This is a genomic window from Pseudomonas sp. P7758 (assembly GCF_013386485.1).
In the GTDB taxonomy this organism is placed as follows: domain Bacteria; phylum Pseudomonadota; class Gammaproteobacteria; order Pseudomonadales; family Pseudomonadaceae; genus Aquipseudomonas.
The window spans coordinates 44,022-60,440 of sequence record NZ_JACARS010000069.1 but is presented as its reverse complement, the minus strand read 5'-3'; the positions used below and the strand labels follow the sequence as shown (position 1 = coordinate 60,440).

Annotated in this window: 16 protein-coding genes; 14 read left to right on the top strand and 2 right to left on the bottom strand. The window is 61.1% G+C overall.

The window, feature by feature from the left end:
* Positions 1-3: 3 nt before the first annotated feature.
* Positions 4-3,249 (bottom strand): ribonuclease E, encoded by a 3,246-nt coding sequence (rne, locus tag HX873_RS15375; RefSeq protein ID WP_177122868.1) that lies wholly within the window; start codon positions 3,247-3,249, stop codon positions 4-6.
* A gap of 747 nt (positions 3,250-3,996) precedes the next feature.
* On the opposite strand from rne, the gene rluC reads away from it, so the two are divergent.
* The 3 genes from rluC to HX873_RS15360 are packed head-to-tail and all read left to right on the top strand — an operon-like array spanning position 3,997 to position 6,619.
* Entirely contained in the window at positions 3,997-4,956 is a 960-nt protein-coding gene (rluC, locus tag HX873_RS15370; RefSeq protein ID WP_004371325.1) for a 23S rRNA pseudouridine(955/2504/2580) synthase RluC, read from the top strand.
* Positions 4,943-5,605 (top strand): HAD-IA family hydrolase, encoded by a 663-nt coding sequence (locus HX873_RS15365; protein ID WP_004371323.1) that lies wholly within the window; start codon positions 4,943-4,945, stop codon positions 5,603-5,605. Before rluC ends, HX873_RS15365 begins: the two co-directional genes overlap by 14 nt.
* A gap of 21 nt (positions 5,606-5,626) precedes the next feature.
* Positions 5,627-6,619 (top strand): S49 family peptidase, encoded by a 993-nt coding sequence (locus tag HX873_RS15360; RefSeq protein WP_177122867.1) that lies wholly within the window; start codon positions 5,627-5,629, stop codon positions 6,617-6,619.
* Positions 6,620-6,748: 129 nt separating this feature from the next.
* Here HX873_RS15360 and HX873_RS15355 read toward each other — a convergent pair whose 3' ends face one another.
* Entirely contained in the window at positions 6,749-7,327 is a 579-nt protein-coding gene (locus HX873_RS15355; protein WP_177122866.1) for a nucleoside triphosphate pyrophosphatase, read from the bottom strand.
* 105 nt (positions 7,328-7,432) lie between these two features.
* Here HX873_RS15355 and HX873_RS15350 point away from each other — a divergent pair, with 105 nt between their 5' ends.
* The 11 genes from HX873_RS15350 (at position 7,433) to HX873_RS15300 (ending at position 16,363) form a co-directional block, all read left to right on the top strand.
* Entirely contained in the window at positions 7,433-7,960 is a 528-nt protein-coding gene (locus HX873_RS15350) for a YceD family protein (RefSeq protein WP_004371317.1), read from the top strand.
* A 13-nt stretch (positions 7,961-7,973) separates the two neighbouring features.
* On the top strand, positions 7,974-8,156 hold the full coding sequence (gene rpmF, locus HX873_RS15345) for a 50S ribosomal protein L32 (RefSeq protein WP_004371305.1): 183 nt from the start codon (positions 7,974-7,976) through the stop codon (positions 8,154-8,156).
* A gap of 4 nt (positions 8,157-8,160) precedes the next feature.
* Entirely contained in the window at positions 8,161-9,171 is a 1,011-nt protein-coding gene (plsX, locus tag HX873_RS15340; protein ID WP_080673274.1) for a phosphate acyltransferase PlsX, read from the top strand.
* Between the two features lie 126 nt (positions 9,172-9,297).
* Complete coding sequence (gene fabD / locus HX873_RS15335; RefSeq protein ID WP_023659248.1) at positions 9,298-10,236, top strand: ACP S-malonyltransferase; 939 nt, start codon at positions 9,298-9,300, stop codon at positions 10,234-10,236.
* Between the two features lie 30 nt (positions 10,237-10,266).
* Positions 10,267-11,010 (top strand): 3-oxoacyl-ACP reductase FabG, encoded by a 744-nt coding sequence (gene fabG, locus HX873_RS15330; RefSeq protein WP_004371297.1) that lies wholly within the window; start codon positions 10,267-10,269, stop codon positions 11,008-11,010.
* Positions 11,011-11,202: 192 nt separating this feature from the next.
* Positions 11,203-11,439: an acyl carrier protein gene (gene acpP, locus HX873_RS15325; protein WP_004371293.1), complete on the top strand. Its 237-nt coding sequence runs from the start codon at positions 11,203-11,205 to the stop codon at positions 11,437-11,439.
* 110 nt (positions 11,440-11,549) lie between these two features.
* Positions 11,550-12,794, top strand: coding sequence for a beta-ketoacyl-ACP synthase II (gene fabF / locus HX873_RS15320; protein WP_004371291.1), 1,245 nt, complete (start codon positions 11,550-11,552; stop codon positions 12,792-12,794).
* Entirely contained in the window at positions 12,794-13,609 is an 816-nt protein-coding gene (gene pabC, locus HX873_RS15315; RefSeq protein ID WP_177122865.1) for an aminodeoxychorismate lyase, read from the top strand. Before fabF ends, pabC begins: the two co-directional genes overlap by 1 nt.
* A 1-nt stretch (position 13,610) precedes the next feature.
* Entirely contained in the window at positions 13,611-14,729 is a 1,119-nt protein-coding gene (mltG, locus tag HX873_RS15310) for an endolytic transglycosylase MltG (protein WP_177122864.1), read from the top strand.
* A 19-nt stretch (positions 14,730-14,748) separates the two neighbouring features.
* Entirely contained in the window at positions 14,749-15,381 is a 633-nt protein-coding gene (gene tmk, locus HX873_RS15305; RefSeq protein WP_008434959.1) for a dTMP kinase, read from the top strand.
* Positions 15,374-16,363, top strand: coding sequence for a DNA polymerase III subunit delta' (locus HX873_RS15300; RefSeq protein ID WP_004371282.1), 990 nt, complete (start codon positions 15,374-15,376; stop codon positions 16,361-16,363). The genes tmk and HX873_RS15300 overlap by 8 nt, the downstream gene beginning before the upstream one ends.
* Positions 16,364-16,419: the final 56 nt, after the last annotated feature.

Genomic DNA, 16,419 nt, shown 5'->3' with positions numbered 1-16,419 from the left:
GAATCAGACGAGGGGTTTAGGCTCGTGCTCTTCTTCCAGGGCCTTAGGGTGGTGCTCTACCACTTCCTCAACGGAACGTACGTTCTCGTCGATGGCAGGGGCAGTGTGCTCAACCACGGCTTCGGTGACCGGAGCAGGGGTTGCTTGGGCAACTTCAGCGACGGCTGGAGCAGCTTCGGCAGCGGCCTTGGCAGCAGCGGCAGCCGCTTCAGCTTCCTTGCGACGACGACGCACTTCGCGTGGGTCGTTCGGCGCACGGCCATTTTCGGTCAGGGCGCTGGCCGGAGCGGCTTCAACCACCGGGGCTGCCACTTCGGCAACCACTGGCGCTTCAACCACTGGAGCAGGCTCGGCAACCACGGCCACAGGTTCAGGGGCGACAACCACTTCAGCGACTGGCGCTGGAGCTTCTTCGACCACTGGAGCAGGCGCTGGTGCTTCAACCGCTTCGACCACTGGGGCAGGTTCGGCAGTCCACTGGAAGGCGGTCTGTTCTTCGCGAACTTCACGCACTTCAGGGGTTGGCTCGGCAACCGGTGCTTCAACGGCGGCTTCAACCACGGGCTGTTGTTCAACAACAGCGGCAGGCTCGGCAACCACTTCAGCTTCAGGCTTAGGTTCGCGAACTTCACGAACTTGACGAGCTGGCGCTACTTCCACTTCCGGAACAACCGGGGCTTCGACTGGCGTCGTCGCTTCAACCACAGGTGCTTCGACGGCTGGCGTCTCTACAGCAGGGGTTTCCTGGATGGCAGCGGTAGCGGCTTCAGCTTGCTCGTTGGCCTGGGCTTCAGCAGGTGCGCTGATGACCGAGCTGGCAACAGCCGCGGTAACGGCCAGGCCGGCAGCCAGTTCGGCGCCAGTCGGTTCGCCGGTAGCGGCTGCGTTGGCTTCGCCGGTCTCTTCCGAGCCTTCGATTTCGTTGCCGTTGGCATCACGTTGACGCTCACGACGGTTGCTGCGACGACGCTGGCCACGGGAGCGGCGGCGTGGACGATCGCCTTCGGCGTTGTCCTGGCCGTCTTCCTGTTGCTGGTCTTCGTTGGACAGCAGCTCTTCTTCTTCACCGGCGGGAGCCGCTTGCTCGGCACGTGGTTGACGCTCTTCACGAGGAGGGCGTGGCGCACGTTCTTCACGCGGCTGACGAGCTGGACGCTCTTCAGCAGTGGCAGCGGTGGCAGCAGCAGCGGCTACGGCTGGAGCGGCATCCAACGGCTCGCGCAATTCACGCACGCGTTCTTCACGCTCGCCACGTGGCTTGCGGTCTTCACGTGGAGCGCGTGGAGCACGCGGTGCACGTTCTTCGCGTGGTGCACGCTCTTCACGGGCTACGGTTGGTGTTTCTTCACGGGCTTCGCGCGGTTGGCGTTCTTCACGTGGAGCGCGTTCTTCGCGGGGTGCACGTTCTTCACGAGGCTTGCGCTCTTCGTCACGGCGACCGTTGCGATTGCGGCTCTGCTGGCGACCGTTGCGACGCTCTTCATTGCGTGCAGGGCGTTCAGTCACAGGCTTCTCGACCACAACTGGAGCCACTGGCTCTTCCTTGGTGGCGAACAGGCTGACCAGCGACTTCACCAGGCCTTTGAACAGGCTTGGCTCAGGCAGGGCAGCTGGTGCGGCAACCGGCGCGGCAGCCTCGACCGGAACCGGTGCGTTGGCACGGGCTGGCGCGGTCTTGACGGCGGCTTCCTGGCGAACCAGGGTGCGGGTCGCAGCGGCTGGCTGGACTTCTTCCACTTCGGCAGCGGCAGCAGCGATTTCGTAGCTGGACTGGTTGACGTGGGCTTCCGGGCTGTCATCACGCAGGCGCTGCACTTCGAAGTGCGGCGTCTCGAGGTGATCGTTCGGCAGGATGACGATACGGGCACGGGTGCGCAGTTCGATCTTGGTGATCGAGTTGCGTTTTTCGTTGAGCAGGAACGCAGCGACCGGGATCGGCACCTGGGCGCGCACTTCGGCAGTGCGGTCTTTCAGGGCTTCTTCTTCGATCAGGCGCAGGATCGCCAGCGACAGCGATTCAACGTCACGGATGATGCCGGTGCCGTTGCAACGCGGGCAGACGATGCCGCTGCTTTCACCCAGGGATGGACGCAGGCGCTGACGGGACATTTCCAGCAGGCCGAAGCGCGAGATGCGGCCGACCTGTACGCGGGCACGGTCAGCTTCCAGGCATTCGCGGACTTTCTCTTCCACGGCGCGCTGGTTCTTGGCCGGGGTCATGTCGATGAAGTCGATCACGATCAGGCCGCCGATGTCACGCAGGCGCAGCTGGCGGGCGATTTCTTCAGCCGCTTCCAGGTTGGTCTGCAGGGCGGTTTCTTCGATGTCGCTACCCTTGGTGGCACGCGCCGAGTTGATGTCGATGGACACCAGGGCTTCGGTCGGATCGATCACGATGGAGCCGCCGGAAGGCAGTTCGACGACGCGCTGGAAAGCGGTTTCGATCTGGCTTTCGATCTGGAAACGGTTGAACAGCGGAACGCTGTCTTCGTACAGCTTGATCTTGCTGGCGTACTGCGGCATCACCTGGCGGATGAAGGTCAGGGCTTCGTCCTGGGCTTCGACGCTGTCGATCAGCACTTCGCCGATGTCCTGGCGCAGGTAATCGCGGATGGCGCGGATGATCACGTTGCTTTCCTGGTAGATCAGGAATGGCGCGGAACGATCCAGGGACGCTTCCTTGATAGCGGTCCACAGTTGCAGCAGGTAGTCGAGGTCCCACTGCATTTCTTCGCTGCTGCGGCCCAGGCCGGCAGTGCGCACGATCAGGCCCATGTCGGCCGGAGCGATCAAGCCGTTCAGCGCTTCACGCAGTTCGTTGCGCTCTTCGCCTTCGATGCGACGGGAGATACCGCCGGCACGCGGGTTGTTCGGCATCAGGACCAGATAACGGCCAGCCAGGCTGATGAAGGTGGTCAGGGCGGCGCCCTTGTTGCCACGTTCTTCTTTTTCTACCTGAACGATGACTTCCTGGCCTTCGCTCAGGACGTCCTTGATGTTCACGCGGCCTTCAGGGGATTTCTTGAAGTATTCGCGGGAGATTTCTTTGAGGGGCAGGAAGCCATGGCGCTCGGAGCCGAAATCGACAAAGGCAGCCTCAAGGCTTGGTTCGATGCGAGTAATCCGGCCTTTATAGATGTTGGCCTTCTTTTGCTCGCGTGCACCGGACTCGATGTCCAGGTCGTAGAGGCGTTGGCCGTCTACCAGTGCAACACGCAACTCTTCGGGTTGAGTTGCGTTAATCAGCATTCTTTTCATGTTGTACCGTCGGTTTCCGGGCTGCCGGAAACGGCGTTCGGCACACACGACTTCTCACGGTCGGTGTCAGGTGCGTCAAGAGTGGTTGGCCACTCCAGTGTCCAGCAATACCCGCCAAAATGGGCGGTATCGCGACGTACGCTTCCTGCTTGCTGTGGTGACTTAAGCACTCAGTCAGGAGGAGGAATCAACCGGCGACTGTGGACGAGATGAAGCGTCTAAATATAAGCCTAGTGCTACACAGTCCGACGGTTGTGCATCTCCACCCTACACGTATCCCTGATAATTCGGGTGCTGCCGCGCGCAGAATCCGCAGCGGGTTGGCATTTACCGTGTTCTCCAATGGGGAGTCCACGCTCATGGCTAAACAAGACCGGGTGTGGGCGATTGTGCTCTCACTCAGCTCGTAACAGGCGTTGTTTCCGAAGCATTCGCCGTGGTCTGGCTCCAGACTGACTGCACTTTGTGAACTGGCCGTAAATATCGGCGCAAAAGGCGAGTAATCACTCTGCTTTTTGCACTCGCTTCAGGCCTCATGTCACCTGCGCTTGTTACAATCTCGAGCCTTCCAGGGTGGCGAAAGCCCCGTAGGACGGCCTCGCGTCCTGATGAATTGCGATGGTCAGGGCCGGCAGTTTGCCGCTAGTCCTCTGTCCAGGCCGCTTTTGGCGGCGTTCGCGACTATAGCAGCAATGATTAAGTGCTTCAATTCCATAAAAAATTGTTATCATCGCCGCCATGACGACTACCGCCCCCCAGACCCCCAGCGTCCAGCTGCTCGAGGTCTCGCCGGAATATGCCGGCCAACGCATCGACAACTTTCTTCTTGCCAGGCTCAAAGGCGTGCCCAAGACCTTGATTTACCGCATTTTGCGTAAAGGCGAAGTGCGCGTGAACAAGGGCCGGATCAAGCCCGAGTACAAGCTGCAGGCGGGCGATATCGTCCGCGTGCCGCCGGTGCGGGTGCCTGAGCGTGACGAACCGGTCCCACTGGCCCAGGGCTTGTTGCAGCGCCTTGAAGCGTCGATTGTCTTCGAAGACAAGGCACTGATCGTGATCAACAAACCGTGTGGCATCGCGGTCCACGGTGGCAGCGGCCTCAACTACGGGGTGATCGAAGCCTTTCGTCAGTTGCGCCCGGATGCCAAGGAGCTGGAGCTGGTCCACCGTCTGGACCGTGACACCTCCGGCCTGTTGATGATCGCCAAGAAACGCAGCATGTTGCGTCACCTGCATGCCGCCCTGCGCGGTGATGGCGTGGACAAGCGCTACATGGCGCTGGTGCGTGGCAACTGGGCCACCTCGATCAAGAGCGTGCGCGCGCCGTTGCAGAAGAGCAACCTGCGTTCCGGCGAGCGCATGGTCGAGGTGGACGAGGAGGGCAAGGAGGCGCTGACCCTGTTCAAGGTGCTGCGCCGCTTTGGTGACTTTGCCACCATGGTCGAGGCCAAGCCGGTCACTGGCCGTACCCACCAGATTCGTGTGCACACCCTGCATGCGGGGCACTGCATTGCCGGCGATACCAAATACGGCGATGAAGATTTCTCCAAGGAAATCCGCGACCTGGGTGGCAAACGCCTGTTCCTGCACGCCTACATGCTGACCGTGCCGCTGCCCGATGGTGGCGAATTGAAGCTGCAAGCGCCTGTCGATGAAATGTGGGCCAAGACCGTGGAGCGCCTGAGTGTCGCACCCTGACTACAAGCTGTTGATCTTTGACTGGGATGGCACGTTGTGTAATTCCATTGGTCGGATTGTCGAGTCGATGCACGCGGCGTCGACCCGTTCCGGTTATGCATTGTGCGACGACCTGGCGGTCAAGGGCATTATTGGCCTGGGGCTGCCGGAAGCGATCCGCACCCTGTACCCGGAGATTGGTGATGACGAGCTGATAGCGTTTCGTCAGCACTACGCCGATCACTACATGGCGCTCGACGCCCAGCCTTCGCCGCTGTTTGAAGGCGTGGCGCAGGCCATGGAAGCATTTCGCGCCGACGGTTATCACCTTGCGGTCGCGACCGGCAAGGCCCGTCGCGGCCTGGACCGGGTGCTCAAGGCCCATGGCTGGGAAGATTATTTCGACGCCACCCGTGCGGCGGATGAAACCGCCAGCAAGCCCCACCCTCTGATGCTCGAGCAGATCCTCGCTCAATGTGGCGTGTCGCCTCGGCAGGCGTTGATGGTGGGTGATGCGTCGTTCGACCTGATGATGGCGCGTAATGCTGGCATGGACTCCGTGGCGGTCAGCTACGGCGCCCAATCTGCTCAGGCGTTGCAGGCCTACGAGCCGCGCCTGACAATTGACCGTTTTTCTGAATTGCAGGCCTGGCTCAGCCGGGCCCATTAAGTCTTTGCTGGGGTAGATGGCATGACCGATGAGTGGAAAGCGCCTGAGAAGGCCAATGCCGATAACAATGGCGATGACAGAAGCTGGAAGTTGCTGGAGAAGACCTTGCTGGCCAGTGTCCAGGAGCAGCGTCGCTCCCGGCGTTGGGGGATCTTTTTCAAGCTTCTGACCTTTATTTATCTGTTGGGCATGCTGGTGCTGTTCAGTCCGCTGATGGACATGGAAAAGAGCGCCACCCGAAGCGGTAATTACACGGCGTTGATCGAAGTGCGCGGAGTGATTGCCGACAAGGAGTCTGCCAGTGCAGACAACATCGTCAGCAGCCTGCGGGCGGCCTTCGAGGACTCCAAGGTCAAGGCTGTGATCCTGCGCATCAACAGCCCGGGCGGCAGTCCGGTGCAGTCGGGTTACGTGTACGACGAGATTCGTCGCCTGCGCGCCTTGCACCCGGACATCAAGCTGTATGCAGTGATTTCCGACCTGGGTGCCTCGGGTGCCTACTACATCGCCAGTGCTGCCGACCAGATCTATGCCGACAAGGCCAGCCTGGTGGGTTCGATTGGTGTGACGGCGGCCGGTTATGGCTTTGTCGGCGCCATGGAGAAGCTCGGGGTTGAGCGTCGTACCTACACGTCGGGTGAGCACAAGTCGTTCCTGGACCCGTTCCAGCCGCAAAAGGCGGATGAAACCCAGTTCTGGCAGGGTGTGCTGGATACCACTCATCGGCAGTTCATTGCCAGTGTGAAGCAGGGGCGCGGTGACCGGCTCAAGGATAAGGAACATCCGGAGCTGTTCTCCGGTCTGGTCTGGTCTGGCGAGCAAGCGCTGCCATTGGGCTTGATCGATGGCCTGGGCAGTGCCAGTTCGGTGGCGCGGGACGTGATTGGCGAGAAAGAACTGGTGGACTTCACTGTTCAGGAATCGCCGTTTGACCGTTTCTCCAAGAAGCTGGGTGCCAGCGTGGCTGAGAAGCTGGCGCTATACATGGGCTTCCAGGGTCCGACCCTGCGCTGAGAGCTTGAGCGCGACATGGCTCGAAATGTGGGAGCTGGCTTGCCTGCGATAGCATCACCTCGGTGCGACTGATGTACCGGGGTGTCTGCATCGCAGGCAAGCCAGCTCCCACATTTGTTTGTGATGTTCTCAGGGAATCTGTACGCCTTCGGCCAGTAGCATGTCCACCAGTCGGATCAGCGGCAGTCCGACCAGGCTGGTGGCGTCTGGCCCGTCGGTGCTTTGAAACAGGCTCACCCCCAGGCCTTCGGCCTTGAAGCTGCCAGCGCAGTCGTAGGGCTGCTCGATGCGCAGGTAGCGTTCGATGCGTGCGGCGTCCAGCGTGCGCATGTGTACGGTGAAGGGGATGCAGTCGACCTGGCAATGGCCGGTGGCGCTGTTCAGTACAGCCAGGCCGGTGAGGAAGCTGACGCGCTTGCCGCTGGCCGCCAGCAGTTGCTCACGGGCTTTCTCGAAGGTGTGGGGCTTGCCGATGATCTGGCCGTCGAGCGCGGCGACCTGGTCCGAGCCGATGATCAGGTGGCCCGGATGGCTGTCAGCCAGGGCACGGGCCTTTTCCTCGGCCAGGCGCTTGACCAGCTCCACGGCGGACTCGTCCCGGCGGTGGCTTTCGTCGATATCCGGCGAGCTGCAGATGAACGGCAGGTGCAGGCGGTTCAACAATTCCCGGCGATAAACCGAGCTGGAAGCGAGTAATAAAGGCAGCATGGGCGTCTCCTCAAGGCAGTCGCGGATTCTAGCGGGGAGGCCCGGTGACGGACAGGGCTGAATTTCCTTTGACATGGCCGGGTGCATCCCTATAATGCTGCGCCTATGTTGAATGACCCGATTCCACCTCACGTTGACCCGCGCAAATTGGCTGATCGTGGCACCACCCTTCAAGGTGAGCTGCTCCTGGCCGATTTGGAGAGACTCTGCGACCCGCTTTCCGACACTGTCGGTACGGTGCAGGCTAAATTCGTTTTTGAACGAGATGAACGTAAGTCTGTGGTAATCCACAGCTTTATCGACACCGAAGTCAAAATGGTTTGCCAGCGTTGTCTTGAGCTGGTCACCCTGCCGATCCACAGCGAATGCAGTTATGCTGTGGTGAAAGAGGGTGCGAATACCCAGTCGTTGCCGAAAGGTTATGACGTGCTGGAACTGGGCGAAGATCCTTTGGATCTGCAGTCACTGATCGAGGAGGAGCTTTTGCTCGCCTTGCCCATTGTGCCTGCTCATCATCCGGAAGAATGCCAGCAGCCGGCGGGTCTCGATGAGCCCGAACCGAGCGAGGACGAGGTAACGCGGTCCAACCCGTTCAGTGTATTGGCGCAGTTAAAGCGTGACCCAAACGTTTAGGAGTTAATCAATTATGGCTGTTCAGCAGAACAAAAAATCCCGCTCTGCCCGTGACATGCGTCGTTCGCACGACGCCCTGACGGCAAGCACTCTGTCTGTAGAAAAAACCACCGGTGAAGTTCACCTGCGTCACCACGTATCGCCAGAAGGCGTATACCGTGGCCGTAAAGTGATCGACAAGGGCGCTGACGAGTAATCACTTGTCTGCTCAAGTCATCGCGATTGACGCAATGGGCGGGGACTTCGGTCCCCGCAGCATTGTTCAGGCCTGCATTGCTTGCCTGTCTGCCACGCCCTCGCTGCACCTGACCCTCGTCGGTCAACCCTCCTTACTTGAAGAACTGATTGCCAGCCATCCGGCGGTGGATCGCGCGCGCCTGACTATTACACCGGCCAGCGAAACCATCACCATGGATGAAAAGCCTGCGCAGGCCTTGCGCGGCAAGCCTGATTCTTCGATGCGGGTGGCGCTTGAGCTGGTACGCGATGGCAAGGCCCAGGCCTGTGTCAGTGCCGGCAATACCGGGGCGTTGATGGCGTTGTCCCGGCATGTGCTGAAAACCCTGCCGGGCATTGACCGGCCGGCGATGGTTGCGGCTATTCCGACCCAGCAGGGCTATTGCCAGTTGCTGGACCTGGGGGCGAACGTCGATTGCAGTGCCGAGCATCTGCTGCACTTTGCCCTGATGGGCTCGGTGGCGGCCGAAGCGCTGGGCGTGGCCCGGCCTCGGGTGGCGCTGCTGAATATCGGCACCGAAGACATCAAGGGCAACCAGCAGGTCAAGCTGGCGGCGACGCTGTTGCAAAGCGCGCGAGGCTTGAACTACATCGGCTTTGTCGAGGGTGACGGTCTGTACCGCGGCGAAGCCGACGTGGTGGTGTGCGACGGGTTTGTCGGCAATATCCTGCTCAAGTCCAGCGAGGGCCTGGCGACGATGATTGCTGCGCGCATTGAGGCCTTGTTCAAGCGCAACCTGGCGTCACGCCTGGTTGGCGCCCTGGCGCTGCCCTTGATGCGGCGCTTGCAGGCTGACCTGGCTCCGGCGCGGCACAATGGTGCGAGTTTCCTCGGGTTGCAGGGCATCGTGGTGAAAAGTCATGGTTCGGCGGGGGTGCAGGGTTTTCAAAGTGCCATCCAGCGCGCCTTGATCGAGATCCAGGAAAACCTGCCGCAACGCTTGCACGGCCGCCTTGAGGATCTGTTGCCTTAGGCGAATCGGGCCGGAAATGCTTAAATGTGACCGGCCAGTTCAATTGACCATCCAATCTGTCAGTTTCTTGCGCTCCCACGTGTGGGGCGCCAATTTCCGACGACCAGATCATTAGGGGCTTGTTACATGTCTACATCCCTCGCATTCGTCTTTCCAGGGCAGGGTTCGCAGTCCCTCGGCATGTTGGCCGAGCTGGGCGCGGAACATCAGTTGGTCCTGGACACTTTCAAGGAAGCCTCCGATGCCTTGGGTTACGACCTGTGGGCACTGACCCAGCAAGGGCCGGAAGAGCTGCTCAATCAAACCGACAAGACCCAACCCGCCATCCTCACCGCCTCCATCGCCCTGTGGCGCCTGTGGCTGGCTGAAGGCGGTGCGCGTCCGGCCTACGTTGCCGGTCATAGCCTGGGCGAATACAGCGCCCTGGTAGCTGCTGGCAGCCTGACCCTCGGTGAAGCGGTCAAGCTGGTGGAGCGTCGTGGCCAGTTGATGCAGGAAGCGGTTCCTGCCGGGCAGGGCGGCATGGCTGCCATTCTCGGCCTGGAAGATGCTGACGTGATTGCCGCCTGCGCCGAAGCGGCCCAGGGCGAAGTGGTAAGCGCCGTGAACTTCAACTCCCCTGGCCAGGTGGTGATCGCCGGCGCCAAGGCGGCGGTAGAGCGCGCCATCGAAGGCTGCAAGGCCCGTGGCGCCAAGCGTGCGTTGCCGTTGCCGGTCAGCGTGCCGTCCCACTGCGAACTGATGCGCCCGGCTGCCGAGCGTTTCGCCGAGTCGATCGCTGCGATCAACTGGCAGGCGCCGCAGATTCCGTTGGTGCAGAACGTCAGTGCCGCCGTGGCCTCTGACCTGGAAACCCTCAAGCGCGATCTGCTGGAACAGCTGTACAAGCCGGTTCGCTGGGTTGAGTCGGTGCAGACCCTGGCCGCCAACGGCGCCACCCAATTGGTAGAGTGCGGCCCGGGCAAAGTCCTCGCCGGCCTGAACAAGCGTTGCGCCGAAGGCGTGTCGACTTCCAACCTCAATACCCCGGATGCCTTCGCTGCCGCTCGCGCAGCCCTGGCCTGACGTTAATTTCCGAACCTAGGAGAAGCCTGCATGAGTCTGCAAGGTAAAGTTGCACTGGTCACCGGCGCAAGCCGTGGCATTGGCCAGGCGATCGCCCTGGAGCTGGGCCGTCTGGGCGCTGTGGTCATCGGTACCGCAACCTCCGCCGCCGGCGCTGAACGTATTGCCGCGACGCTGAAGGAAAACGGCGTCCAGGGCACCGGTCTTGAGCTTAACGTGACCAGCGATGAGTCCGTGGCGGCCGTATTGGCTGAAATCACGGCGCAATTCGGTGCACCGGCTATTCTGGTGAACAATGCCGGTATTACCCGCGATAACCTGATGATGCGTATGAAAGACGACGAGTGGCATGACGTCGTTGATACCAACCTGAACAGTCTGTTTCGCCTGTCCAAGGGTGTTTTGCGCGGCATGACCAAGGCTCGTTGGGGGCGAATTATCAATATTGGCTCTGTTGTGGGTGCCATGGGCAACGCAGGCCAAGTAAACTACGCAGCCGCCAAGGCCGGTCTGGAAGGTTTCAGCCGTGCATTGGCGCGTGAAGTAGGCTCGCGGTCGATTACGGTCAACTCGGTGGCCCCAGGGTTCATCGACACCGATATGACCCGCGAATTGCCTGAAGCGCAGCGTGAAGCGTTGCTGACGCAGATTCCGCTGGGCCGTCTGGGCCAGGCTCAAGAGATCGCGAATGTGGTCGCTTTCCTGGCATCCGACGGTGCGGCATACGTGACTGGGGCTACAATCCCGGTGAACGGCGGGATGTACATGAGTTAAATTGTGACGGATCGCTTCAAAAAAATGTCATACGAGCTGTCTAAAATCCGTTATAAAGCTGCAATCTATTTATAGGCAGATGGCCAATAGGGTACGAGGGTGAAGCTTTCAGTTGAAAAGCTGAAAAGTCTTTCTATACACTTACCCACTGGCCAGCTGCCTGAATTTGTCCATTAGGAGTGAAAACAAGGTATGAGCACCATCGAAGAGCGCGTCAAGAAAATCGTTGCCGAGCAACTGGGCGTTAAAGAAGAAGAAGTGACCAACAGCGCTTCCTTCGTTGAAGACCTGGGTGCCGACTCCCTTGACACCGTTGAGCTGGTGATGGCTCTGGAAGAGGAATTCGAGACCGAAATCCCGGACGAAGAAGCTGAAAAAATCACTACCGTTCAAGCTGCTATCGACTACGTTACTAGCCACCAGGCGTAATAGTTTGTAATCGTCGCTTGCTGTGATGGAAAAACCGCACTGCCCTATGGCGTGCGGTTTTTTCCTTTAAGCCTGATGCAAAGTGTCGTCATTAGAAAAAGGAGAGTGCTGTGTCGCGTAGACGCGTCGTAGTCACCGGTATGGGTATGTTGTCGCCACTGGGTACGGATGTGCCGAGCAGTTGGCAGGGCATTCTGGCTGGCCGCAGTGGTATTGGTCTGATCGAACACACGGACCTTTCTGCCTATTCCACCCGTTTTGGCGGCTCGGTAAAGGACTTCAATGTCGAGGAATATCTCTCGGTCAAAGAGTCCCGCAAACTCGACCTGTTCATTCAATACGGCCTGGCAGCCGGTTTTCAGGCGGTGCGTAATGCCGGCCTGGAAGTCACCGACGCCAACCGTGAGCGCATCGGCGTGGCCATGGGTTCGGGTATTGGCGGTCTGACCAATATCGAAGAAACCAGCCGCACCCTGCATGAGTCCGGCCCTCGCAGAATTTCACCGTTCTTCGTGCCTGGCTCGATCATCAACATGATTTCCGGTTTCCTGTCCATCCACTTGGGTGCCCAGGGGCCTAACTACGCCATTTCCACGGCGTGCACCACGGGCACTCACTGCATCGGCATGGCGGCGCGCAATATCGCCTATGACGAGGCCGACGTGATGATCGCTGGCGGTGCCGAGATGGCCGCCTGCGGTTTGGGCATGGGCGGCTTCGGCGCGTCCCGTGCGTTGTCGACCCGCAATGACGAGCCGACCCGTGCCAGCCGTCCGTGGGACAAGGGCCGTGACGGTTTTGTTCTGGCCGACGGTGCCGGTGCGCTGGTACTCGAAGAGCTGGAGCACGCGAAGGCCCGTGGCGCCACCATCTACGCCGAGCTGATTGGTTTCGGCATGAGCGGTGATGCGTACCACATGACCTCGCCTCCGTCGGACGGCGCGGGTGCTGCACGCTGCATCACCAATGCGTTGCGTGATGCCAAGGTCAACGTTGACCAGGTGCAGTACATCAATGCCCATGGCACTTCGACCCCGACCGGCGACCTGGCGGAAGCCGAGGCCATCAAGTCGGTGTTCGGCGAGCATGCCTACAAGCTGGCGGTCAGTTCCACCAAGTCCATGACCGGGCACCTGTTGGGTGCGGCGGGCGCGGTCGAGGCAATCTTCAGCGTGCTGGCCATCAAGGATCAGGTCGCTCCGCCGACCATCAACCTCGATGAACCGGATGAGGGCTGCGACCTGAACTTCGTGCCTCACGAGCCGCAGAAGATGCCGATCGACGTGGTGCTGTCCAACTCGTTCGGTTTTGGTGGTACCAACGGTTCCCTGGTGTTCCGCCGGTTCGCCGAGTGATGGAGAGCTGGGTCGACGGTCAGCCGGCGGGCGCAGTGCCCCTGAAAGACCGTGGCCTGGCATACGGTGATGGGCTGTTCGAGACCATTGCCGTCAAGGCCGGGCAGCCCGTGCTGCTTGACCGCCACCTGCAGCGCCTTGAAGAAGGTTGCAGGCGGTTGGCGATTGTTGCGGATCAACCCCTGATCCGCAGCGAATTGCTGGCCTACGCCGCCGCCCTCGGTGACGGTGTACTCAAGTTGATCCTGACCCGTGGCGATAGCCAGCGCGGTTATGGCATCAGTGCTGGCGCTCCGGCGCGGCGCATTCTGCAAGGCAGTCCACCTGCCACTTATCCCCCGGAACATGCAGCGTCAGGCATCCGCCTGTTTGCGTGTACCACGCGTTTGTCCGAGCAACCGTTGCTCGCCGGCCTCAAGCATCTCAATCGACTGGAACAGGTGTTCGCCCGCGCCGAGTGGCAGGATGCCGAACACGCCGAAGGTTTGATGCTGGATATGTCCGGTCGAGTCATCGAAGGCGTGTTCAGCAACCTGTTCCTGGTGTGTGACGGCGTGTTGCTGACCGCTGATCTGAAACGCTGCGGCGTCGCCGGCGTCATGCGGGCCGAGCTGTTGGCCCAGGCGCAGGCGTTGGGCATCCCGACAAGCGTGGCCGATATCAGCCTTGAGCAGCTGCAACAGGCCGATGAAGTCTTGGTGTGCAACAGCGTATATGGCATTTGGCCGGTGCGCGGATGTGCTGCGATGAGCTGGCCGGTTGGGCCGCTCACCCGTAAACTGCAGGGCATTGTTCGCGCACTATTGGATATTTGATTTGAGACGTAAATTTATATTGTTGCTGGAGATCGGTGTGGTCCTGGCGGGTTTGCTGCTGGGCGCTTCGGCCTGGAAGCTGAACTCGGCCCTTGAACAGCCCCTGAATCTGACCCAGGAGCAATTGCTGGATGTACCGGCTGGCGCGACGCCCACCGGCACCTTCAATCGCCTGGAAAATGACGGCGTGCTCAAGGATGCGTTCTGGTTGCGTCTCTACTGGCGCTTCAACCTCGACGGCCAGCCGCTGCACAGCGGCGAATACCGCATGACCCCGGGCCTCACCGCCGAGGGACTGATCGGCCTGTGGCGGCGTGGCGAAGTGGTGCAGTACAGCATTACGCTGGTGGAAGGCTGGAACTTCCGCCAGGTGCGCGCGGCCCTGGCCAAGCATGAAAAGATCGAGCAGACCCTGTCCGGCCTGAGTGACAGCGAGGTGATGGAAAAACTCGGTCACCCGGGCGTATTTCCTGAAGGGCGCTTCTTCCCGGACACCTACCGCTTCGTGCGCGGCATGAGCGACGTTGAACTGCTGAAAAAATCCTACAACCGTCTGGACGATGTCCTCGCCCAGGAGTGGAGCAAGCGCGCGGCCGATGCGCCTTACACCGACCCCTATCAAGCGCTGATCATGGCCTCGCTGGTGGAGAAAGAAACCGGCGTGCCGGAAGAGCGCGGCCAGATCGCCGGGGTATTCGTGCGGCGCATGCAGATCGGCATGCTGCTGCAAACCGACCCGACGGTGATCTACGGCCTCGGCGAGCGCTACACCGGCAAGTTGACCCGCGCGCACCTCAAGGAAGCCACGCCCTACAACACCTACGTGATCGCCGGCCTGCCGCCGACGCCGATCGCCATGGTCGGGCGGGAGGCGATTCATGCTGCGCTGAACCCGGTGGCGGGCAGCAGCCTGTATTTCGTTGCCCGAGGCGATGGCAGCCATATTTTCTCGGATAACCTGGATGCGCATAACGCAGCAGTGCGTGAGTTCCAGATGAAGCGTCGCGCCGATTACCGTTCCAGCCCGGCGCCGGCGGCAAAGCCTGCGGACGCGCCGCTGGATACGCCCGCCGAGCCGGCTCCGGCACCCGATGACGCCGCACCGCAAAGCCCGCAATGACTCTGACTAAGGACTGCCTGTGACTGGCTTGTTTATTACCCTGGAAGGCCCGGAAGGCGCCGGCAAGAGCACCAATCGTGAATACCTGGCCGAGCGCCTGCGCGCCGAAGGTATCGAGGTGCTGCTGACCCGTGAGCCTGGCGGCACGCCACTGGCCGAGCGTATCCGTGAAGTGCTGCTGACCCCGGGCGACGAACAGATGAACCCCGACACCGAGCTGTTGCTGGTGTTCGCCGCCCGCGCCCAGCACCTGGCCGAAGTCATTCGCCCGGCACTGGCCCGGGGCGCCGTGGTGATTTGTGACCGGTTTACCGATTCCACCTATGCCTATCAGGGCGGCGGTCGTGGCTTGTCCCTGGAGCGCATTGCGGCCTTGGAGACCTTCGTCCAGGGCGATTTGCGGCCCGATCTGACCCTGGTGTTCGATCTCCCGGTGGAAGTCGGCATGGCCCGTGCCACCGCCCGGGGTCGCCTCGATCGTTTCGAACTGGAAACCCGAGTCTTTTTTGAAGCTGTGCGCGGCGCGTTTCTCAAGCGCGCCGAAGCCGACCCCGCCCGTTACTACCTGTTGGACGCCGCACAACCGTTGACTCAGGTTCAGCAGTGCATTGACGCCCTGTTGCCGAAGCTTGTGGAGCGTGTCCGTGGCTGAAGCCTACCCGTGGCAGGACAGCCTCTGGCAGCAACTGGCGGGCCGTGCCCAGCACGCCCACGCCTACCTGCTCCACGGCCCGGTGGGCATCGGCAAGCGCGCCCTGGCCGAGCGGCTGATGGCCAGCTTGTTGTGCCAGCGGCCCAACGGCCTGGAAGCCTGCGGCGAATGTAAATCCTGCATGCTGCTCAAGGCCGGCAGCCACCCGGACAACTATCTGCTGGAACCGGAAGAGGCCGACAAGGCGATCAAGGTCGACCAGGTGCGTGATCTGGTCAGCTTCGTGGTGCAGACCGCGCAGATGGGCGGGCGCAAGGTGGTGCTGATCGAACCGGTGGAGTCGATGAACATCAACGCCGCCAACGCCTTGCTCAAGAGCCTGGAAGAACCGTCCGGCGATACCGTGCTGCTGCTGGTCAGCCACCAGTCCAGCCGCCTGCTGCCGACCATTCGCAGCCGCTGCGTGCAGCAGGCCTGCCCGTTGCCGAGCGAAGCCATGAGCCTGCAGTGGCTGGCGCAGGCGTTGCCGGACTGCGGCGAGGCAGAGCGCGTCGAGTTGCTGACCCTGGCGGCCGGTTCGCCCCTGGCGGCGGTCAAGCTCCAGGCCCAGGGCGTGCGTGAACAGCGTGCGCTGGTGGTGGACGGGGTGAAGAAACTGCTCAAGCAGGAAGTGTCGGCCACGCAACTGGCCGAAAGCGCCTGGAAAGACATTCCCTTGCTGCTGCTGTTCGACTGGTTTTGCGACTGGTCGAGCCTGATCCTGCGCTACCAGCTGACCCAGGACGAAAACGGCCTTGGGCTGCCGGACATGCGCAAAGTCGTGCAATACCTGGCGCAGAAGAGCGCCCAGGACAAGGTGCTGAACATCCAGGACTGGATCCTCGCCCAACGCCAGAAGGTCCTCGGCAAGGCCAACCTCAATCGCGTGCTGTTGCTTGAGGCCTTGCTGGTGCAGTGGGTCGGTTTGCTCGGCCGCCGTTAATTTCAGTGGCCGACGGGTGTATCGTTGGCCAGACACTTTCCGTGACTCAAGTTGTA